The sequence below is a fragment of the Flavobacterium sp. genome (genome assembly GCF_044377315.1).
GTDB lineage: Bacteria > Bacteroidota > Bacteroidia > Flavobacteriales > Flavobacteriaceae > Flavobacterium.
In genome coordinates this window covers 1-21,330 of sequence record NZ_JBILJG010000032.1, presented here as the reverse complement: position 1 = coordinate 21,330, position 21,330 = coordinate 1, and the positions used below count along the sequence as shown (strand labels likewise).

Below are 21,330 nucleotides of genomic sequence, written 5' to 3'. Positions count from 1 at the left end.
ATGGTTTTTGAAATACTATTTAAAAAATATTAGTTGATCACCTTTTTTGTAACAACTGATTTATCTTTTGAAGTTACTTTAACAATCAATACTTGATTTGTAGTTCCAACAGAAAGCTTAGTAGTTGAAGCATTAACATCTTTTTGTTGTACTAACAATCTTCCTTGAATATCATAAACCTGAACATTTTTCATTTCAATTTTTCCAGTATTTACAACAATATCTTGATTTTGTTTATATATAATAACTGTGTTCTCATTTAACACAGGATTCTCAGTTGCAAGGTTAGATTCGAAAACAATTTCAAATCTTGCATTAGTTGTTCCTGTTGATGCAACAAAGTTGTATGGTGCATTTGTTAAATTATGAACCGTGTTAGTAAAATTATCTTTTAAGAAAACTTCTTGACCATCTGCAAACAAACCGTCAACATGATCTATAGCAACTGAATAATTTCCTGTTGTTTCAACTCTAAATCCAAGTGGAACTATATCAGAAACTGTAAATGGAGCTCTACCTTGTACAGCAAACTCTTCACCGTTGATAAGTGAACTTAATTGAGTTGGAATATCGTTTTCATAAAAACGACCGTCTATAGCCTCGTCAACACCATTAGTAGCAGATGGCATATAAGCAATTAGCGTTTGATTCTTGAAACCATCAGTATTAGAAAGGTTAAGCCAAACTCTACTTCTGTTTACAGAATTTGTTCTAAAAAATTGTGTACTATCATCACCGTTTCTCATCGAATTAGTGAAATTTAAAGAAGATGAAGTTGCCTGAACCAAGAACCCTTGACCAGGAGCTATAACTCCATCAGGCGTCATAATTGTACCTGAAACATTTGGCGCAGTACCAGCTCCTCCAGCAGATGTATATGTAGCATACGCAGTACCAGAAGCACCATTTGTTTTTCTCCAGAAATATAGTGGTTGTGTTAAACCATTAGCAGCTATAAACTCATCTGCATCAATTGTTGATGGATAAGGATTTCCTATTGCATACCAAGAACCACTTGTAGAAGAAATTGATACATTACCATTATTTGGAACACCTTTAAAAGTACCTAACCATGGAGCTGCAACAGCTGGTTGCAAGTTAGATGCTCTAATCAAATATCCATTACCTTCGGCAAAAGGTGTTGCAGCAGGGTTAGTTATAGAAACATAAGCACCGCTTCCACCACCTGAGGCTGTTAATGTTGGGTCGAAAGAATAAAAACGTGATGTTGGCGTAACAAGTGTTAAAGGAGAAAAATCTAATAACAATTGACCAGCAACAGGCGAAGACCATAAAGTATAATCTAGTCTAGCCATTGGGGCACTCATACGAAGAACTGTAGCAGAACCAGTATTAGTAACATCATTCGTTTGAATTAAATTTCCGTTGTTTTCAATTACGAAAGCCGCTTCTGTTAAATTATTTACCACATCGTTAGTAACCGTAATATTTGTATTTGAAGCAATTGTTAATGAACCACCAGTATTAATAGTCACTTTGCTTGCTGTAAACACACCTTCAGTTTCTCCAGAATTATAAGCTCCAGTAAGAATCGCTTCTGCTTGTGCACTTGGCCCAACTCCATTAGACCATGAAGTTCCGTTCCAAGTTACTACATTGTTACTTACTGTATAAGTATAATTTGGACCACCATTATTGTTTAAGTTAATGGTATATAAATCGGCATTTGAACCATTTGGTGCTACATTGATAGTTCCAGAAGTAAACACATAATATCTCACATTTGCACTCATAGCGTTTACAGCTCCAGGAATAGTTGCAGTGTAAGTAGCTCCTGAACCTGTCATTGGCACTACAACTGAGTTAGCAAAGTTATTACTTGTATATCTCAAATAAACAGCTTGACCTGTTGCTAAAGCTCCGTCTAAATTTGCCGTAACTGTTGTAGGCACTCCTACTGTTACATTAGCTACTGTTGGCAATTGTGTTACAGATGAAACGCTCCTAACGGCTCCTTGAACTCTAAAATATAATAAATCTACAGAAGTTGGTCCGTTTGGGGTTTTAAACACATAATTATCTGTTGTATTTGGACAATTTATGAAAAAAGCGCCACCACCACAAGCTGACATACCATATATTACACCAGGATTTGTCCAGTCTGTATCAGGACAGCCGAAGCCGGCAGGTCCGAACTGAGCATTGTTACCATCCCATCCACGTACCAGTCTAAAGTATTGATTTCCAGCTGCTCTTGGGTTTAAAGTCGCTACTCTAGACAAGCCTGCACCAGCATTAAAGTAAATCAAATCACCTGGAACACTCCAGCCGTTTGTAAATCCAGAACCGATGATTGCATTTTGTGCATTAACTTGATAACTGAAAATTAAAATAAAAATTGGCACTAAAGCGTTTTGTAAAAAATTTTTCATAAAAAAAACAATTTATAGTTAAAAACTAAAGTGTGTTAAATACAACACGATTGGCTAAAGTATAATATTTTATTAAGATTAAAAAAATGTCTAGACCATAATTGGCATAAAATCGTTGAAAGTGAACATTTTATCGACAAAATGCACGAGACCTCTACCGACTAACTACTATTTTTATACAAAAAAAGACGTGCTTATAGGGCACGTCTTTTACTACTATTGAGGTAATTTTTATCTTTTAATCATTCGAATAGATTTAACACTATCTCTTTGAGATACAATAACATTGTAAACACCAGCTGGATAGTTAGCCCCTAATTCTAATGTGTTATCAGTAGCATTAACTTCAACTCTATCTAAAAGTTTTCCAATCATATCATACACCATAACGGCTACTTTATCTTCACTAGCTTTAGTGATTTCTAATGTAAAGTTATTGGTAAATGGATTAGGGAAACCTTGAACTTTCAACTCACTTGTACTAGTAGTATCAACAAGTCTTGCTGCTGGAGCAGAAGCGTTGATTTCACATGGCTCAGTATAAGGTGATTGAACACCCGTAGAAGTAACCGAAACACTAACAGTATAAGTGGTTGTTGAAGAATAACCTGTTATCAAACTTGTAGGGAAATGAGGCATAGTTCTAGTAATTGTCTGAACACTGTCATCTGAAAGATTTGTAACTACATAGCTATATTGCGTTACGCCACCTAAAGATGTTGATGAAATCAAACTACCTGAATTAACTGTAGTAGCACATTGTGCAATAACTGGAGTAGTTGTACTAAACGTACAAGCTGGTCCAAAAGCACCATAAGCTCCTGAAGTTTTAACTGCCACTTCTACAGTGTATGTAGAACCATAAACATACTCATCTAACATATTTAGTCTAAACCAATGAGATGTTCTCTCTTCTGTTTGAACTGCATTAGCGCCAACATAACTTGGAGTAGTATTTGTTACTCTGAATAAATATCCTGTAACACCATTTAAACTTGATGTAGCAATTATAGTATTTGGTCTAACTACTGAATTACAAGCTGGAGAAACTATTTGAGATAGTCCAGCAACTACAACTTCTGGAGTTGATATTGTACATGTTGGTCCGTAGTATCCTAACCAAACACCCCCAACTTGTAGTTCACAAGAAACAGTGTAAGTTGTATTATATTGCCACCCTACTAATTGTGAAAATTGGAAGTGAGGAGTATTTTTTACTATAATTAAATCGCCAGAAGGACCAGTAGCTTTAAATCTATAAGCAGTTACATTTCTACTTACAGAGAAATTTCTAACACCTACTAATGAACTTGGTGTTGCTAAAGTTGACCCACATATAGGTGAAATCACTTCAGTAGTAAAAGGCGTATATGCAAAATCTGTACTACTTAGAGAAAAAATAGTGTCGTTTCCTGTCCAATTAGACGAATTATTTACTAAACTTTTATACAGAGCTATAGCTATTTGACTAGATCTTGAACCGCTATACTCGTAATTATCTAAAGTTCCTGTAACGATATTACCATTAGTAACATTTAAGGCAGCAGGCAAATAAGAGTTACTATTAGTTACAGTACCGGTTGTTATCCAAGCGGTATTAGAAAAACCGTAAATAAAATTAGGAGCCGTTGCAATTCCTTCATAAATAAATACGTTTTCATTTGATACAGCTAGACCATTTAAAGAGCCAGAAATAACAGTTCCAAGATCTGTTGTAGCTGCACCTGTTGATGGACAAGTTACCATAATTACGGTTCCTGGCTGTATTGGCGAACCCGTATTATTTCGCCATACTAATGTATTTTCATTAGATTTTAAAGCACCTGCTTCAAAAGCATTATCAGTAAAAGATAATTGAGCATTTACAGGAATTGCAACCCAGTTTACAAAACTAAAAACATCGCTATCTGTAGTTACACCAGCAAAACTAATATCCCCTGCTTGAAAATTTAAAACCACTGCTTCAGCAGTAATTGCAAATGAATACGGATTTTCGTCGGCATCATTACTTAACACTTCGATAGTATTGTCAAAATTTCCAGCAGTTGCGCTAGAAAAAGCAACAGAGAAAGTAGTTGAACCTAATGATGGAATGGTTGTTAAAACTGGTTGCGTGATTGTATATAGAGCACTTGCAGTTCCTAATTGCACAAAAGGAGCCGTTAAAACCAAATCGCCAGTACCCGTATTTTGAATAGTATACGTTCTAGTTATGCTAGTACCAGTTGCTAAAGTTCCAAAAGAAGTGTGATCTGTCAATAATGGTGTTGTAGCACCGTCAACAATATTTATAAAATTTCCTCTGATGTTAATTTCGGGAGTTGGAACTTCAGCCGTTGCCGAAATGTCATAAGAATAATTAGCTTCGTCAGCATCGTTACTTAAAACTTCAATTCCATCAAGAAAAGTACCTCCAGTAGCACTATTAAAAGTTATTGCAAAAGTAGTTGAACCTCCAACAGGAATGGTAGTAAGAGTTGGTTGTGTAATGGTATATTGAGTACTGCCAAGGGTTAACTGAACAAAAGGAGAAGTTAAAACTAAATCTGCAGAACCAAGATTTTCAATTGTATAAGTTCTTGTTACACCCGTATTAGTAGCAACAGTTCCAAATAAAGTGTGATTGGTTAAAGAAGGTATAGCTGCACCATCAACGATAGAAACGTTGTTTCCTTTAATGTTGATTTCTGGAGCTGTAGCCCCACCACCGTTTACATACATAGAAAAATCATCAATTGCCATACCGTCATCAGCTCCAGTGGTATTAAAATCTGACCATCTAATCCAAAAAGTAGCTCCATTAACTATTCCTAATCCTGAAACTGTAGAAGATAAGTTAGATGTATGAATTTGAGTTCCGCTAGCTGTAGTAGCCTGACCTGGATTTGCATAATCTAAAGTATTATCATCTATCCAAGTTCCAGTTGTTAATGAACTAGCATTAACTGAATATTGAAAATCCAATCTATCCGATCTGTTTATTGCTCCAATTCGCCAAGTTTCACCTTTATAAGATATTACTAACTCGGTAATTGTTGCACCCGTATTATTGGTAAAAGATGCTCCAATAGTTGGCGTAACTGAACCTGAAAGAAGACCACCAAAAGCTCTTTCTGTACTTGCCGCAGTTCCAAAACTGTAGGTATCACCACCAGTTCCACTACCAGTTCCTGCAGAATATAAAGTATTAAATCCAGAACCAGTTTCAGAAAATGCCCATCCAGTAGGAACCGAACTACTAGTTGCTGTAATTGCTAAAGTATTAAAGTCTTGCGAGTAAGTGTTCGCTGCGCCAGTACCTGTAATGGATATTTGCCCATACCCGATGGCAACACTTAAAAACGTTACTAAAAATAAAAGTTTCTTCATCTTTTTATTATTTTATATTAAAAATAGTTTTTTACAAATTTAACTTAAATTGTTTATTAATAGTATCTTTTAGTATTAAGAATTTGTTAACCAATTTGCACTATATATTAACAATTTAGCAATGTTAGTTGTATTTAAAAAACTCCCCAATTTCTTGAGGAGTAGTTTATTACGCTTGACCTGTTGGTCCAAAATTTAAAGGAATTGGTGGTTGCTCGGAGTCTTTGATTTCTCCGTGTGCCATTTCAAATCGGTGTACGTTTTCTGCTAATGCTTTTACCAGTCTTTTGGCATGTTGCGGCGTTAAAACGATTCTTGATTTTACTTTAGACTTTGGAGTTCCGGGCATAATGCACACGAAATCTACGACAAATTCTGAAGCAGAATGATTGATAATAGCTAGATTAGAATAGATTCCTTCAGCTGTAGCTTCGTCTAGTTCTATATTTATTTGTCCTTGTGGTTGTTTTTGATCACTCATTTTTATGTTGGGAGTTAGGTGTTGATTAAGAAAAATGCCGCTAACTCACTAGTTTTGAAAATAGGAATTAGCGGCATGATTATTTAGTTATGATTTTTAATAAATGTATTCTTCTTTATTAGCCATCATTTCATTGTAATCGTCTTTAGAACCAACAATTGTGTTGTCGTATTCTCTCATACCTGTTCCAGCTGGAATTCTATGACCTACAATTACATTTTCTTTCAATCCTTCTAAGAAATCAACTTTACCAGCTACTGCTGCTTCGTTTAACACTTTAGTTGTTTCCTGAAATGATGCCGCAGAGATAAATGATTTCGTTTGTAACGAAGCTCTTGTAATACCTTGTAAAACAGGTGTTGCTGTTGCTGTGATTACATCTCTTGCTACTACTAGATTTTGGTCATTACGTTTTAGTAATGAATTTTCATCACGTAGTTCACGAGGCGAAATAATTTGTCCTGGTTTCAAGTTGCTAGAATCTCCAGCATCTTCCACCACTTTCATTCCGTACAATTTATCATTTTCAACAATAAAGTCTTTAGTATGAATTAATTGCTCTTCTAGGAATAAAGTATCTCCTGGATCTTCTACTCTTACTTTACGCATCATTTGACGAATTACAACTTCAAAGTGTTTGTCGTTGATTTTTACCCCTTGAAGACGATATACTTCTTGAATTTCGTTAACCAAATACTGTTGAACAGCTGCTGGCCCTTGGATTCTTAAGATATCATCTGGTGTAATTGCTCCGTCAGACAATGGAACTCCTGCTCTTACGAAGTCATTTTCTTGAACCAAAATTTGACTAGATAATTTTACAAGATATTTTTTAACCTCACCAAATTTAGATTCGATAATGATTTCACGGTTACCTCGTTTAATTTTACCAAAAGAAACCACACCATCAATCTCAGAAACTACTGCTGGGTTTGAAGGATTACGAGCTTCTAACAACTCCGTAATTCTTGGTAAACCTCCTGTAATATCCCCAGATTTAGAAGAACGACGAGGAATTTTTACTAAAACTTTACCGGCTTTAATTTTCTCTCCATCTTCTACCATAAGGTGAGCTCCAACTGGTAAGTTATAAGAACGAATTAACTCATTATCTTTTCCGTAAATCAATAAAGTTGGAATTAATTTTTTGTTTCTTCCTTCAGAAATTACTTTTTCTTGGAAACCTGTTTGCTCATCAATTTCAACTTGGAACGATTGTCCTTGTTCTAAATCTTCGTAAGCAATTTTTCCTGTAAATTCAGAAACGATAACTCCATTATATGGATCCCATTTACAAATAGCAGTTCCTTTAGTTACGGTATCTCCGTCTTTCACGAAAATACTAGAACCGTAAGGAATGTTATGTGTATTTAATACGATTCCTGTTTTTGGCTCCACCAATTTTAATTCAGTTGAACGAGAAACTACGATATCTACTTTATTTCCTTCGCTATCTTCACCTACAACCGTTTTAAGGTCTTCTATTTCTAGTTTACCATCAAAACGCATTACGATGCTAGATTCTTCAGAAATTCCTCCCGCAACCCCACCAACGTGGAATGTACGAAGTGTTAACTGTGTACCTGGTTCTCCAATAGACTGAGCAGCGATAACTCCTACTGCTTCACCTCTTTGAGTCATTTTTCCAGTAGCAAGGTTTCTACCGTAACATTTAGCACAAATACCTTTTAATGCTTCACATGTTAAAGGCGAACGAACTTCTACTTTTTCGATTGGAGATTCTTCTATTGTTTTTACAATAGCTTCTGTGATTTGTTCACCTGCGCGAACAACTACTTCAGAATTTAAAGGATTGATAAGATCTTGTAATGCTACACGACCTAAAATTCTTTCACCTAATGATTCAACAATTTCTTCATTTTTCTTCAATGCAGAAACTTCTATTCCTCTAAGTGTACCACAATCTTCAATATTTACAATAACATCTTGAGAAACGTCATGTAATCTACGAGTAAGGTAACCAGCATCTGCGGTTTTAAGAGCGGTATCGGCAAGACCTTTACGAGCACCGTGTGTAGAGATGAAGTATTCTAAGATTGAAAGCCCTTCTTTAAAGTTAGAAAGAATTGGATTCTCGATAATCTCTCCACCACCTGCAGTCGATTTTTTAGGTTTAGCCATCAAACCACGCATACCTGTAAGCTGACGAATTTGCTCTTTAGATCCACGTGCTCCAGAATCAAGCATCATATATACCGAGTTGAAACCTTGTTGGTCTTCACGGATATTTTTCATTGCTAACTCTGTAAGTTGTGCATTTGCAGATGTCCAGATATCAATAACTTGGTTGTAACGTTCGTTATTGGTAATCAATCCCATGTTATAGTTCAAAGAGATACCTTCAACTTGTTCACGAGCATCAGCAATTAATTTTGTTTTTTGTTCTGGGATTCTAATATCACCTAAAGAGAAAGATAAACCTCCTTTAAAAGCGAATTTATACCCCATATCTTTCATATTATCAAGGAAAGCTGCCGTTGTAGGAACATCTGTTACAGCAAGGATTTTACCAATAATATCACGTAATGATTTTTTGGTTAATACCTCATTAATATATCCAGCGGCTTGCGGTACTACTTCGTTAAATAATACTCTACCCGCAGTAGTTTGGATTATTTTATATACTAATTCACCAGCTTCATTGAAATCTTTTGCTCTAATTTTTACTCTTGCATTCAATTCTAATCTTCCTTCGTTTAAAGCAATATTAGTTTCTTCGGCAGAATAGAAAGTTAATCCTTCTCCTAAAATTTTGTGTTCTGGAGTAGACAAACGCTCTTTGGTCATATAATAAAGACCCAAAACCATGTCTTGAGAAGGTACCGTGATAGGTGCACCATTAGCAGGATTCAGAATATTATGAGAAGCTAATAATAACAATTGTGCTTCTAATATTGCTTCTGGTCCTAAAGGCAAGTGAACTGCCATCTGGTCACCATCAAAATCTGCGTTGAACGCCGTACACACTAATGGGTGTAATTGGATTGCTTTCCCTTCAATTAATTTTGGTTGGAAAGACTGAATACCCAAACGGTGTAATGTAGGAGCACGGTTTAGTAATACTGGATGTCCTTTAATTACATTTTCAAGAATATCCCATACAACTGGCTCTTTTTTATCTATAATTTTCTTTGCAGATTTTACAGTTTTAACGATTCCTCTTTCGATTAATTTACGAATAACGAATGGTTTGTATAGTTCGGCTGCCATATCTTTTGGGATACCACATTCGAATAATTTTAATTCAGGTCCAACAACAATTACCGAACGAGCAGAATAATCCACACGTTTTCCAAGTAAGTTTTGACGGAAACGACCTTGTTTACCTTTTAACGAATCAGAAAGAGATTTTAATGGTCTATTTGATTCTGTTTTTACAGCAGAAGCTTTACGAGTATTATCAAAAAGTGAATCTACCGATTCTTGTAACATACGTTTTTCGTTTCTTAAGATAACTTCTGGAGCTTTGATTTCCATTAATCTTTTCAAACGGTTGTTACGGATGATTACACGACGGTAAAGGTCATTTAAATCCGAAGTTGCAAAACGACCACCATCAAGAGGCACAAGAGGACGCAATTCTGGTGGAATAACCGGAACTACTTTCATAATCATCCATTCAGGACGATTTTCTCTGTTTTTGTTTGAATCACGGAATGACTCAACCACTTGCAATCTTTTTAATGCTTCTGTTTTTCTCTGTTTAGAAGTTTCGTTGTTAGCACTATGACGAAGTTCATAAGATAATGCATCAAGGTCGATACGTGCTAATAAGTCCATAATACATTCAGCTCCCATTTTGGCAACGAATTTATTTGGATCAAAATCATCTAAATATTGGTTTTCCATAGGAAGCGTATCTAAAATAGTTAGATATTCTTCTTCTGTTAAAAAGTCAAGTCTTTGAATTGGCTCCCCTTCAGCATTTTTGGCAATACCTGGTTGGATTACTACATATCTTTCGTAGTAGATAATCATATCTAATTTCTTAGAAGGTAGTCCTAAAATATAACCAATTTTGTTAGGAAGTGAACGGAAATACCAGATATGAGCGATTGGAACAACAAGATTAATGTGCCCTACTCTATCACGACGTACTTTCTTTTCGGTAACTTCAACACCACAACGGTCACAAATGATTCCTTTGTAGCGAATTCTTTTATACTTACCACAAGCACATTCAAAATCTTTTACTGGACCGAAAATTCTTTCGCAGAAAAGACCATCACGTTCTGGTTTGTGCGTTCTATAATTGATAGTTTCAGGTTTTAATACTTCACCTCTTGACTCTGCCAAGATTGATTCTGGAGAAGCTAATCCTATCGAGATTTTGTTAAACCTTTTAATTGGGTTTTTATCTCTATTGTTGTTATTTCTATTATTCATCATAGTTTTTACTATTGATTTATTGCAATTAAAAATTGATTTTAGACTTCTGATACTTTTATTTTTATCAGTAAGCTACCACGAATTACTTCTCTAAACTTCAACTAAATTTTTGAAGTGCTAATTATTATGCCTTAATAAAAAATCGGAACGGGTTACGGGTATAAATCCTAAAAACTCTATAAATTAAGTAATCAGTTTTCAGTCACAGTTTTCAGCTTTAACACTGCAAACTGCGACTGTGACTGTTTACTATTATTATTCTTCTAATCTGATGTCTAAACCTAGACCTTTTAATTCGTGCATTAATACGTTGAAAGATTCTGGCAATCCTGGTTCTGGCATTGATTCACCTTTTACGATAGCTTCGTAAGTTTTGGCTCTACCAATAACATCATCCGATTTTACTGTTAAAATTTCACGTAATGTACTTGATGCACCGTATGCTTCAAGAGCCCAAACCTCCATCTCTCCAAAACGTTGACCTCCAAATTGAGCTTTACCTCCAAGTGGTTGTTGCGTAATAAGTGAGTATGGTCCGATAGAACGAGCGTGCATTTTATCGTCAACCATGTGTCCAAGTTTCAACATATAGATAACTCCAACAGTTGCTGCTTGGTGGAAACGTTCTCCAGTACCACCATCATAAAGATAAGTGTGTCCGAATCTTGGAATTCCAGCTTCATCCGTTAACTCATTGATTTGGTCTAAAGATGCACCATCAAAGATTGGTGTTGCATATTTACGACCTAATTTTTGACCAGCCCATCCAAGAACTGTTTCATAAATTTGACCAATGTTCATACGAGAAGGTACTCCAAGTGGATTCAATACGATATCAACAGGTGTTCCATCTTCTAAGAAAGGCATATCTTCGTGACGAACAATACGAGCAACAATACCTTTGTTACCGTGACGTCCCGCCATTTTATCCCCAACTTTTAGTTTACGTTTTTTAGCGATATATACTTTAGCTAGTTTCAAAATACCTGCTGGTAATTCGTCTCCAACTGTAATAGTAAATTTCTCTCTACGTAAAGCACCTTGAAGGTCATTCAACTTAATTTTATAGTTATGGATTAAGTCGTTTACCATTTTATTGGTAGTATCGTCTGCAACCCATTGTCCTTTAGTTAAGTGAGCAAAATCTTCAACAGCATAAAGCATTTTTTGAGTATATTTTTTACCTTTTGGTAAAACTTCTTCACCCAAATCATTCATTACACCTTGTGATGTTTTTCCGTTAACGATTAAGAAAAGTTTTTCGATTAATTTGTCTTTTAAATCAACGAATTTAGTTTCAAATTCCATTTCTAAAGCACCCAAATCGTCTTTATCTTTGGTACGTTTCTTTTTATCTTTAACCGCTCTGGCGAATAATTTTTTGTCTAAAACTACCCCATGTAAAGAAGGAGAAGCTTTTAATGAAGCATCTTTTACATCACCTGCTTTATCACCGAAGATAGCTCTTAAAAGTTTTTCTTCAGGAGTTGGATCTGATTCTCCTTTTGGAGTAATTTTTCCGATAAGAATATCGCCAGGTTTTACTTCGGCACCAATTCTTATCATTCCGTTTTCATCTAAATCTTTAGTCGCTTCTTCAGAAACGTTAGGAATATCATTAGTTAACTCTTCGTTTCCTAATTTAGTATCTCTAACTTCTAATGAATAATCATCTACGTGAATAGAAGTAAAAATATCGTCACGAACCACTTTTTCAGAAATTACAATCGCATCCTCAAAGTTATACCCTTTCCATGGCATGAAGGCTACTTTTAGGTTTCTACCCAAAGCTAATTCACCATTTTGAGTTGCATATCCTTCAGATAAAACTTGACCAGGAATAACTCTATCACCTTTTCTAACAATAGGTTTAAGATTAATAGAAGTACTTTGGTTGGTTTTTCTGAATTTGATTAAATTATAAGTTTTTTCATCTGATTCAAAACTTACCATTCTTTCTTCTTCAGTTCTGTCGTATTTGATAGTAATAATATTAGCATCAACATATTCAACAGTTCCATGACCTTCCGCATTTATTAATACTCTTGAGTCAGATGCTACTTGTCTTTCAAGACCAGTACCAACAATTGGAGCTTCTGGACGTAATAAAGGAACAGCTTGACGCATCATGTTAGAACCCATCAATGCACGGTTTGCATCATCATGCTCCAAGAAAGGAATTAACGAAGCAGAAATAGAGGCAATTTGGTTAGGCGCAACATCAGTATAATGAACCACATTAGGTTCAACAACTGGGAAGTCACCTTCTTCACGAGCAATAACTTTTTCTGCTGTGATTTTTCCATTATTATCCATTTCAATGTTTGCTTGTGCAATCATTTTTCCTTCTTCTTCCTCTGCACTCAGGTAAACAGGAGTAGATTCTAAATCGACAACACCATTGGTTACCTTACGGTAAGGTGTTTCGATGAATCCCATTCCGTTAACTTTAGCATATACACCAAGAGATGAAATAAGTCCAATGTTTGGTCCCTCAGGAGTTTCAATAGGACAAAGTCTTCCGTAGTGAGTATAGTGAACGTCACGAACCTCAAAACCTGCTCTTTCACGAGAAAGTCCACCTGGTCCAAGTGCTGATAATCTACGTTTGTGTGTAATTTCAGCTAATGGATTGGTTTGATCCATAAATTGAGACAACTGGTTCGTTCCGAAGAAAGAGTTGATAACTGAAGATAATGTTTTAGCATTAATCAAATCAATTGGTGTAAACACCTCGTTATCTCTAACGTTCATTCTCTCTCTAATAGTTCTAGCCATACGTGCTAGTCCAACACCAAATTGTTGTGATAATTGCTCACCAACAGTTCTTACACGACGATTTGACAAGTGGTCAATATCATCAATCTCTGCTTTAGAGTTAATTAACTCAATTAAGTATTTTACAATAGTAATGATATCTTCTTTGGTCAAGACTTGCTTTTCCATTGGGATATCTAAGCCAAGTTTTTTATTCATTCTGTAACGACCTACTTCACCTAAGTTGTAACGTTGGTCTGAGAAGAACAATTTATCTATAATACCACGAGCCGTTTCCTCATCAGGTGGTTCTGCATTACGTAATTGTCTGTAGATATGTTCAACAGCCTCTTTTTCAGAATTAGTTGGATCTTTTTGTAATGTATTGTGAATGATAGAATAGTCAGCTTGCGAATTACTTTCTTTATGAAGTAATATTGATTTTACATCAGCATCGATGATTTCTTCTACATTATCTTTATCTAAAATAGTATCTCTATCAAGAATGATTTCGTTACGTTCGATAGAAACTACTTCACCAGTATCTTCATCAACAAAATCTTCATGCCAAGTATTCAATACTCTCGCCGCTAATTTTCTACCGATGTATTTTTTAAGTCCTGTTTTAGAAACTTTAATTTCTTCGGCAAGGTCAAAAATTTCAAGGATATCCTTATCTCTTTCGAAACCGATAGCACGGAATAAAGTTGTTACAGGTAATTTTTTCTTTCTATCAATATAAGCATACATAACACTATTGATATCCGTAGCAAATTCTATCCAAGAACCTTTGAAAGGAATTACTCTTGCAGAATATAATTTTGTACCATTTGCATGGAAAGATTGTCCGAAGAAAACTCCAGGAGATCTATGCAATTGCGATACAACTACGCGTTCAGCACCGTTGATAACAAAAGTACCACTTGGTGTCATGTACGGTATTGTTCCTAAATAAACATCTTGAACAATAGTTTCAAAATCTTCGTGTTCAGGATCTGTACAATAAAGTTTTAATCTTGCTTTTAGAGGAACGCTGTACGTTAAACCTCTTTCAATACATTCTTGAATTGTGTATCTCGGTGGATCAACAAAGTAATCTAAAAACTCCAACACAAAGTTATTTCTTGTGTCTGTAATTGGGAAGTTTTCCATGAAGGTATTGTATAAACCTTCGTCGCCTCTTTCGTCAGATTTGGTTTCCAATTGGAAGAAATCTTTAAAAGACTTTACCTGAACATCTAGAAAATCTGGATAGTTAGGTATGTTTTTTGTCGAGGCAAAATTCAATCTTTCGGTCTGATTTGTTATCATCAATGAAGAAATTTTGATTAAAAAAAGTAATTTTTGTGTAAAACACTGTTTAATTTATAAAACAATCTATACTTTTTTTTTATAACCAATACATCTTTGAAAACGTGCTTAGGAGAAACTCTCTTTACACTACTTTCTTTCTTCGTATTGATTTAAAAACCTTTTGTATTTATGCTTTTTTATAATAAAACTTAAAATAATTTTATTATAAGAAAAATGGTTTAGACCATTGGATGCTTTATCCAAGGTCTAAACCTAATTCTAGTAACCTAGAAAAACTTATTTAAGTTCAACTACAGCTCCAGCTTCTTCAAGTGCTTTTTTAAGCCCTTCAGCTTCATCTTTAGCAACACCTTCTTTGATGTTAGATGGAGCAGCATCAACTAAATCTTTAGATTCTTTCAAACCTAAACCTGTTAATTCTTTTACTGCTTTTACTACAGCTAATTTAGAAGCACCAGCATCTTTCAATACTACTGTGAATTCTGTTTGCTCTTCAGCAGCAGCTTCTCCAGCACCACCACCAGAAACTACAACAGCAGCTGCAGCTGGTTCGATACCATACTCGTCTTTTAATATTGTTGCTAAATCGTTAACTTCTTTAACTGTTAAGTTAACTAATTGTTCTGCGAATTGTTTCAAATCTGCCATTTTTTCTATCGTTTTAAAATGATTTGTAAAAATATAATTTATTAATGTGCGCGTGTTAATGTGTTTATTTTAAAGAATAACTTCTTTTATAAACTGACCTATTCTTCGTCTTTGAATTGGTTTTTAAGAGCTGAAATAACTCTTTGTGCTGGAGATTGAAGTAATCCAATGATTTCTCCAATAACCTCTTCTTTAGATTTAAGTGAAGCTAACGAATCTAATAAGTTATCTCCAATATAAATTTCTGAATTGATAAAAGCACCTTTGAAAACTGGTTTATCAGATTTCTTACGAAATTCTTTGATAATTTTACCTGGAGCATTAGCAATATCAGCAATAAAGATAGAAGTGTTTCCTTTAAGAACTGATGGTAAATCACCATAGTCATTAGTAGAAGCTTCCATAGCTTTAGCCAATAATGTATTTTTAACAACTTCTAATTTAATACCAGCTTTAAAACAAGCTCTTCTTAAATTAGAGGTAGTTTCTGCATTTAATCCAGAAATATCTGCTAGGTAAACTATGTTTGAACCAGCTAACTGTGCAGTTAAATCTTCAATCGCGATTGATTTTTCTTCTCTAGTCATACTAAAAATTTTTAACTACCAATTATACTGCTTTAGGATCCAAAGCTATTGCTGGACTCATTGTACTAGAAAGGTGAATACTTTTAATGTAAGTACCTTTAGCTGCAGTTGGTTTAAGTTTGATTAATGTTTGAATAATTTCGTGTGCATTTTCTTGGATTTTATCAGCATCGAAAGATACTTTGCCAATTCCAGCATGAACGATACCTGTTTTATCTACTTTAAAGTCGATTTTACCTGCTTTAATTTCAGCAACAGCTTTACCAACCTCCATAGTTACAGTTCCAGTTTTAGGGTTTGGCATTAAACCACGTGGTCCAAGAACACGTCCTAATGGTCCTAATTTACCCATAACAGCAGGCATAGTAACGATAACATCGATATCTGTCCAACCATCTTTAATTTTTTGTAAGTAATCATCAAGACCAACGTGATCAGCTCCAGCAGCTTTAGCTTCTGCTTCTTTGTCTGGAGTTACCAATGCTAATACTCTCATGTTTTTACCAGTTCCGTGAGGTAATGCAACCACACCACGTACCATTTGATTCGCTTTTCTTGGATCAACTCCTAATTTTACTGCGATATCTACAGACTCATCAAATTTTGCTGAAGCTATAACTTTAACTAATGCAGAAGCATCTTTTAAAGAATATAACTTATTTTTTTCAATTTTTGAAGCTGCTTCTTTTTGTTTTTTTGTCAACTTTGCCATATCTATCTCTTATTTTAGAGGAGAGTCTCCAGTTACTGTTATACCCATAGATCTAGCAGTTCCAGCTACCATACTCATTGCTGATTCGATAGTGAACGCATTTAAATCCACCATTTTATCTTCGGCAATAGTTCTAATCACATCCCAAGTAATGTTAGCTACTTTTTTACGATTAGGTTCACCAGAACCAGATTTTAATTTAGCTGCATCCATTAATTGAACCGCAGCAGGTGGAGTTTTAATAACAAAATCAAACGATTTATCTTTGTAAACCGTTATTTGGACAGGACAAACTTTACCAGCTTTATCTTGGGTTCTAGCATTAAATTGCTTACAGAATTCCATGATATTAACACCAGCAGCTCCTAGAGCAGGTCCAACCGGTGGCGATGGATTCGCGGCACCTCCCTTAACTTGTAGCTTAACTACTTTACTAATCTCTTTAGCCATTGTTTAAAAATTTAACACATTATCATTTGGAAGCGATGAATGTGATTTATTAAGTGTGTAACAAAAAATTATACTTTTTCAACTTGCATAAAACTCAATTCTAAAGGTGTTTTTCTTCCGAAAATTTTCACCATAACTTCAAGTTTACGCTTTTCTTCATTTATCTTTTCGATCGTTCCATTGAAGCCATTGAAAGGACCATCAACAACTTTAACTGTTTCTCCTAAGTTAAAAGGAATTGCATGTGTATCAGTTTTAACCGCTAACTCATCTACTTTTCCAAGCATTCTGTTAACTTCTGACATTCTTAATGGCACAGGATCTCCTCCTTTTACTTCACCTAAGAAACCTATAACTCCTGTTATTGATTTAATTATATGAGGTATTTCACCAACAAGATTTGCTTCAATCATTACATAACCAGGAAAATAAACTTTGTCTTTAGCGATTTTTTTTCCATCTCGAACCTGCACTACTTTTTCAGTAGGAACAAGAACTTGCGAAATATAATCACTCATCCCAAGTCTATTAGTCTCAGTTTCGATATAAGCCTTTACTTTATTTTCTTGGCCACTTACCGCTCTAACAACATACCACTTTTTCACGTTATTGTCTGTCATTATGATTGAATTAACCTTTTAACCATCTAAAAAAACCTTCCAAAGACTTAGCAAAAAGCTCATCTACTCCCCATGTTGCCAAAGCGAATAAAACTGAAAATAATGCTACTATTACAGTATAACGTTGAACATCTGCCCAAACAGGCCAAGTAACATTAGACTTTAATTCTTCGAAAGCTTCAGATATGTAATTAACAACTTTTGTCATTGTATTTTATTTTTTTTGCACGGGCGGAGGGATTCGAACCCCCATCAACGGTTTTGGAGACCGCTATTCTACCCTTGAACTACGCCCGTTTCATTAAAAACCAGTGTCGTTATTACACAACACTGGTTTCATAAATATTATGAAATGTGATTATCCTACTATCTCAGTAACTTGTCCAGCTCCAACAGTTCTACCACCTTCACGGATAGCGAAACGTAAACCAACACTCATTGCGATAGGACTTAATAAAGCAACATCTATAGTTAAGTTATCACCTGGCATTACCATCTCTACACCTGCTGGTAAAGAAATAACTCCTGTTACGTCAGTAGTACGTACGTAAAACTGTGGACGGTAGTTATTATGGAATGGCGTATGACGACCACCTTCTTCTTTTTTCAAGATATAAACCTCAGCTTTAAATGTAGCGTGTGGTTTTACTGAACCTGGCTTAATAATAACCATACCTCTTTTGATATCCGCTTTATCGATACCTCTTAAAAGTAATCCAACGTTATCTCCAGCTTCACCTCTGTCAAGGATTTTACGGAACATCTCAACTCCAGTAATAGTAGAAGTTAATTTTTCAGCTCCCATACCGATGATTTCAACAGCATCTCCAGTATTAGCAACTCCAGTTTCGATTCGACCTGTAGCAACAGTTCCACGTCCTGTAATTGTAAATACATCTTCAACTGGCATCAAGAATGGTTTTTCTGTATCACGTATTGGCTCTTCAATCCAAGAGTCAACCGCTTCCATCAATTCAATGATTTTTGGAACCCAAGCAGGATCATTATTCAATCCTCCTAAAGCTGAACCTTGAACAACAGGACCATTATCTCCATCATATTCGTAGAAAGATAATAAATCTCTGATTTCCATTTCAACAAGCTCTAACAACTCAGCATCATCAACCATATCCACTTTATTCATGAATACAACGATTCTTGGAATACCAACTTGACGACCTAAAAGGATGTGCTCACGAGTTTGCGGCATAGGACCATCAGTTGCAGCAACAACTAAAATAGCACCATCCATTTGAGCAGCACCAGTAACCATGTTTTTTACGTAATCCGCGTGACCAGGACAGTCAACGTGTGCGTAGTGACGGTTAGCAGTTTCATACTCTACGTGAGATGTATTAATTGTAATACCTCTTTCTTTCTCCTCTGGAGCGTTATCAATTTGATCGAACGATTTTGCTTGACAGTAACCAGCATCAGATAATACTTTAGTGATTGCTGCAGTCAAAGTAGTTTTTCCGTGATCTACGTGCCCAATTGTTCCTATGTTTAAGTGGGGCTTGTTACGGTTAAAATTTTCTTTTGCCATTTTACTTAATTTTTAATCTTAGTTATATATTTATTAGTGTTCAAATATTCAATTTTTGAGCCAACTACGGGAATTGAACCCGTGACCTCTTCCTTACCAAGGAAGCACTCTACCCCTGAGCTAAGTCGGCAGAAGCCCCACCCCAACCCTATCCAAAGGACAGGGAGTTGGTTTGGAATTGTGGGGAGAGCAGGATTCGAACCTGCGAAGTTCACACAGCAGATTTACAGTCTGCCCTCGTTGGCCGCTTGAGTATCTCCCCATTTTTATTGATTCTTCAGTGCTATAAAAGAACAAATTCCAAATTATTTTGGAAAATATTATTTAGAGCCGGCGGAGGGACTCGAACCCACGACCTGCTGATTACAAATCAGCTGCTCTAGCCAACTGAGCTACGCTGGCAAAATCAATAAAAAAAGTCCGCTATTTCTAACGGACTGCAAATGTATATCTTTTTGTTTTTTAATCAAAATATTTTTTGAAAAAAATTCTCTTTAAATATGTGTTCTTACTTTCTCTTTTCTCTTTACTAATAATCTTTCTAATGATTCAGCTGAATTTTCGATTGCTTCTTCAAATGTTTTGCATTGTTTTTTAACCATAAAATCGTCTCCGGGCACATGAATTTTGACTTCTACAATCTTATTTTCTTTTTCGCTTGTCTTCTCAACTTTCAAAAAAACGTCAGTTGACACAATCTTATCATAAAATTTCTCTAATTTTATTACTCTTTCTTGAATAAAATCTACTAACTTTCTGTCAACTGTAAAGTTAACTGCATGAACATTTACTTTCATAATCATTTTATTTTTATGTTATACTTCAATTTCACTTCTGACTTCTAGGATGCGCATTACTATACACTTTTTTGAGTTCTGCTAAACTACTATGAGTATAAACTTGGGTAGATGCCAAACTAGAATGTCCCAACAATTCTTTTACTGAATTGATATCTGCTCCATTATTTAGCAGATGAGTTGCAAATGTATGTCTTAAAATATGTGGACTCTTTTTTACCTTTTCAGAAACATTACTAAAGTAGTTATTTATTAATCGATAAACAAATGATTCATTTAATTTAACGCCTTTTAACGTTAAAAAAAAACAGTCTTCGTTTATAATCACCTCTAAATTAGCTCTTTCGGCGATATAAATTTTAAAACTTTGTGAAATTATTGGCAAAATCGGCAAAATTCTTTCTTTATTTCGTTTACCAAGCACTTTTAAAGTATTATTCGACAAATCAACGTTTTGCATTTTTAAATTTATCAATTCAATTCTTCTGATTCCAGTTGCATAAAACAGATCTATCACTAGTTTATCTCTAATCCCGTCAAATCCGTCGGGATATTTAATCAAATTTAAAACATTATCTAATTCTTTTTCAGAAAAAGGAATTTGTAGTTTGGTTGTCGATTTTAAGGATTTATGTTTTGACAAAGGATTTATTTGAATCTGTTTTGTCTTTAACAAAAATCTATAGAAAGCTTTTAATGAAGAAATTTTTCTATTTATTGATTTGTTTGAAATTTCTTTATCCGACAATGAGACTATCCAATTTCGTATTTGTGGATAATTTACTTCTAAAAGATTGTCTTGTTCAAAAGTTTCCAAAATAAATTCTTGAAAAAATCGAATATCATTAACGTAAGCATTGATGGTAAGTGGAGAATAGTTTTTCTCCAACTGCAAGTAATCGCTAAATGATTGTTGGTTGTTCATTTACTTATAAAAGCTAGAATTTTCACAAAATAAAAACCGTTAGTATCAAAGGTATAAAACTTTAATAACTAACGGTTATATAATTTTGAAAATTATTTTACTAACTTTCTAATCCGTCTTTCATGTTTTGAATGTAAGCCGCTTTTTGAAACTTCATTCTATTAGTAACAGAAGGTTTAATGAAAGCTTGACGAGCACGTAACTGACGAACAGTTCCTGTTTTATCAAATTTTCTTTTATAGCGCTTTAATGCTCTATCGATATTTTCTCCGTCTTTAATTGGTATAATTAACATAATATAGACACCTCCTCTCGTTAAGG

15 protein-coding genes and 4 tRNA genes are annotated in these 21,330 nt (G+C 34.8%); all 19 read right to left on the bottom strand.

The genetic code is table 11. The features are described 5' to 3' along the window. Positions 1 to 29 precede the first annotated feature (29 nt). The 19 genes from ACIQ66_RS09940 to rpsU all read right to left on the bottom strand — a co-directional run bounded on the left by ACIQ66_RS09940 (position 30) and on the right by rpsU (position 21,304). Complete coding sequence (locus ACIQ66_RS09940) at positions 30 to 2,393, bottom strand: T9SS sorting signal type C domain-containing protein (RefSeq protein ID WP_396212644.1); 2,364 nt, start codon at positions 2,391 to 2,393, stop codon at positions 30 to 32. Between the two features lie 231 nt (positions 2,394 to 2,624). Continuing rightward, a complete protein-coding gene (locus tag ACIQ66_RS09935) occupies positions 2,625 to 5,762 on the bottom strand; it encodes a choice-of-anchor D domain-containing protein (RefSeq protein WP_396212643.1) in 3,138 nt (1,045 codons plus the stop codon). Positions 5,763 to 5,931: 169 nt separating this feature from the next. After that, the gene (locus ACIQ66_RS09930) at positions 5,932 to 6,243 is read right to left on the bottom strand and encodes a DUF3467 domain-containing protein (RefSeq protein ID WP_298176754.1); all 312 of its coding nucleotides are present in this window, start codon (positions 6,241 to 6,243) and stop codon (positions 5,932 to 5,934) included. A 96-nt stretch (positions 6,244 to 6,339) separates the two neighbouring features. Next, the gene (gene rpoC, locus ACIQ66_RS09925; protein WP_396212642.1) at positions 6,340 to 10,653 is read right to left on the bottom strand and encodes a DNA-directed RNA polymerase subunit beta'; all 4,314 of its coding nucleotides are present in this window, start codon (positions 10,651 to 10,653) and stop codon (positions 6,340 to 6,342) included. A 255-nt stretch (positions 10,654 to 10,908) separates the two neighbouring features. Beyond that, the gene (rpoB, locus tag ACIQ66_RS09920; RefSeq protein WP_396212641.1) at positions 10,909 to 14,721 is read right to left on the bottom strand and encodes a DNA-directed RNA polymerase subunit beta; all 3,813 of its coding nucleotides are present in this window, start codon (positions 14,719 to 14,721) and stop codon (positions 10,909 to 10,911) included. 279 nt (positions 14,722 to 15,000) lie between these two features. Further along, on the bottom strand, positions 15,001 to 15,372 hold the full coding sequence (gene rplL, locus ACIQ66_RS09915; RefSeq protein WP_396212640.1) for a 50S ribosomal protein L7/L12: 372 nt from the start codon (positions 15,370 to 15,372) through the stop codon (positions 15,001 to 15,003). A 98-nt stretch (positions 15,373 to 15,470) separates the two neighbouring features. Next, a complete protein-coding gene (gene rplJ, locus ACIQ66_RS09910) occupies positions 15,471 to 15,959 on the bottom strand; it encodes a 50S ribosomal protein L10 (protein ID WP_298176762.1) in 489 nt (162 codons plus the stop codon). A 22-nt stretch (positions 15,960 to 15,981) separates the two neighbouring features. After that, positions 15,982 to 16,671, bottom strand: coding sequence for a 50S ribosomal protein L1 (gene rplA / locus ACIQ66_RS09905; RefSeq protein ID WP_298176764.1), 690 nt, complete (start codon positions 16,669 to 16,671; stop codon positions 15,982 to 15,984). A 9-nt stretch (positions 16,672 to 16,680) separates the two neighbouring features. Further along, the gene (rplK, locus tag ACIQ66_RS09900; protein WP_298176766.1) at positions 16,681 to 17,121 is read right to left on the bottom strand and encodes a 50S ribosomal protein L11; all 441 of its coding nucleotides are present in this window, start codon (positions 17,119 to 17,121) and stop codon (positions 16,681 to 16,683) included. Between the two features lie 68 nt (positions 17,122 to 17,189). Beyond that, a complete protein-coding gene (gene nusG / locus ACIQ66_RS09895) occupies positions 17,190 to 17,741 on the bottom strand; it encodes a transcription termination/antitermination protein NusG (protein WP_396212639.1) in 552 nt (183 codons plus the stop codon). A gap of 10 nt (positions 17,742 to 17,751) precedes the next feature. Then, a complete protein-coding gene (gene secE, locus ACIQ66_RS09890; RefSeq protein WP_396212638.1) occupies positions 17,752 to 17,949 on the bottom strand; it encodes a preprotein translocase subunit SecE in 198 nt (65 codons plus the stop codon). Positions 17,950 to 17,967: 18 nt separating this feature from the next. Then, a tRNA-Trp gene (locus ACIQ66_RS09885) sits at positions 17,968 to 18,038 on the bottom strand. A gap of 61 nt (positions 18,039 to 18,099) precedes the next feature. Next, positions 18,100 to 19,287: an elongation factor Tu gene (gene tuf / locus ACIQ66_RS09880; RefSeq protein ID WP_396212637.1), complete on the bottom strand. Its 1,188-nt coding sequence runs from the start codon at positions 19,285 to 19,287 to the stop codon at positions 18,100 to 18,102. A 58-nt stretch (positions 19,288 to 19,345) separates the two neighbouring features. Further along, positions 19,346 to 19,417 (bottom strand) — tRNA-Thr (locus ACIQ66_RS09875). Positions 19,418 to 19,468: 51 nt separating this feature from the next. After that, positions 19,469 to 19,549: transfer RNA gene (locus ACIQ66_RS09870), tRNA-Tyr, on the bottom strand. 66 nt (positions 19,550 to 19,615) lie between these two features. Further along, a tRNA-Thr gene (locus ACIQ66_RS09865) sits at positions 19,616 to 19,689 on the bottom strand. Positions 19,690 to 19,781: 92 nt separating this feature from the next. Beyond that, positions 19,782 to 20,084, bottom strand: coding sequence for a ribosome hibernation-promoting factor, HPF/YfiA family (gene hpf, locus ACIQ66_RS09860; RefSeq protein WP_396212636.1), 303 nt, complete (start codon positions 20,082 to 20,084; stop codon positions 19,782 to 19,784). Positions 20,085 to 20,115: 31 nt separating this feature from the next. Next, positions 20,116 to 21,009, bottom strand: coding sequence for a tyrosine-type recombinase/integrase (locus tag ACIQ66_RS09855; protein WP_396212635.1), 894 nt, complete (start codon positions 21,007 to 21,009; stop codon positions 20,116 to 20,118). 100 nt (positions 21,010 to 21,109) lie between these two features. Beyond that, the gene (gene rpsU / locus ACIQ66_RS09850) at positions 21,110 to 21,304 is read right to left on the bottom strand and encodes a 30S ribosomal protein S21 (protein WP_274782338.1); all 195 of its coding nucleotides are present in this window, start codon (positions 21,302 to 21,304) and stop codon (positions 21,110 to 21,112) included. Positions 21,305 to 21,330 lie beyond the last annotated feature (26 nt).

Bases quoted from the DNA above. Each gene is read 5' to 3' on its own strand.
- ACIQ66_RS09940 (WP_396212644.1), bottom strand. From the start codon at position 2,393: ATGAAAAATTTTTTACAAAACGCTTTAGTGCCAATTTTTATTTTAATT.
- ACIQ66_RS09935 (WP_396212643.1), bottom strand. From the start codon at position 5,762: ATGAAGAAACTTTTATTTTTAGTAACGTTTTTAAGTGTTGCCATCGGG.
- ACIQ66_RS09930 (WP_298176754.1), bottom strand. From the start codon at position 6,243: ATGAGTGATCAAAAACAACCACAAGGACAAATAAATATAGAACTAGAC.
- rpoC (WP_396212642.1), bottom strand. From the start codon at position 10,653: ATGATGAATAATAGAAATAACAACAATAGAGATAAAAACCCAATTAAA.
- rpoB (WP_396212641.1), bottom strand. From the start codon at position 14,721: ATGATAACAAATCAGACCGAAAGATTGAATTTTGCCTCGACAAAAAAC.
- rplL (WP_396212640.1), bottom strand. From the start codon at position 15,372: ATGGCAGATTTGAAACAATTCGCAGAACAATTAGTTAACTTAACAGTT.
- rplJ (WP_298176762.1), bottom strand. From the start codon at position 15,959: ATGACTAGAGAAGAAAAATCAATCGCGATTGAAGATTTAACTGCACAG.
- rplA (WP_298176764.1), bottom strand. From the start codon at position 16,671: ATGGCAAAGTTGACAAAAAAACAAAAAGAAGCAGCTTCAAAAATTGAA.
- rplK (WP_298176766.1), bottom strand. From the start codon at position 17,121: ATGGCTAAAGAGATTAGTAAAGTAGTTAAGCTACAAGTTAAGGGAGGT.
- nusG (WP_396212639.1), bottom strand. From the start codon at position 17,741: ATGACAGACAATAACGTGAAAAAGTGGTATGTTGTTAGAGCGGTAAGT.
- secE (WP_396212638.1), bottom strand. From the start codon at position 17,949: ATGACAAAAGTTGTTAATTACATATCTGAAGCTTTCGAAGAATTAAAG.
- tuf (WP_396212637.1), bottom strand. From the start codon at position 19,287: ATGGCAAAAGAAAATTTTAACCGTAACAAGCCCCACTTAAACATAGGA.
- hpf (WP_396212636.1), bottom strand. From the start codon at position 20,084: ATGAAAGTAAATGTTCATGCAGTTAACTTTACAGTTGACAGAAAGTTA.
- ACIQ66_RS09855 (WP_396212635.1), bottom strand. From the start codon at position 21,009: ATGAACAACCAACAATCATTTAGCGATTACTTGCAGTTGGAGAAAAAC.
- rpsU (WP_274782338.1), bottom strand. From the start codon at position 21,304: ATGTTAATTATACCAATTAAAGACGGAGAAAATATCGATAGAGCATTA.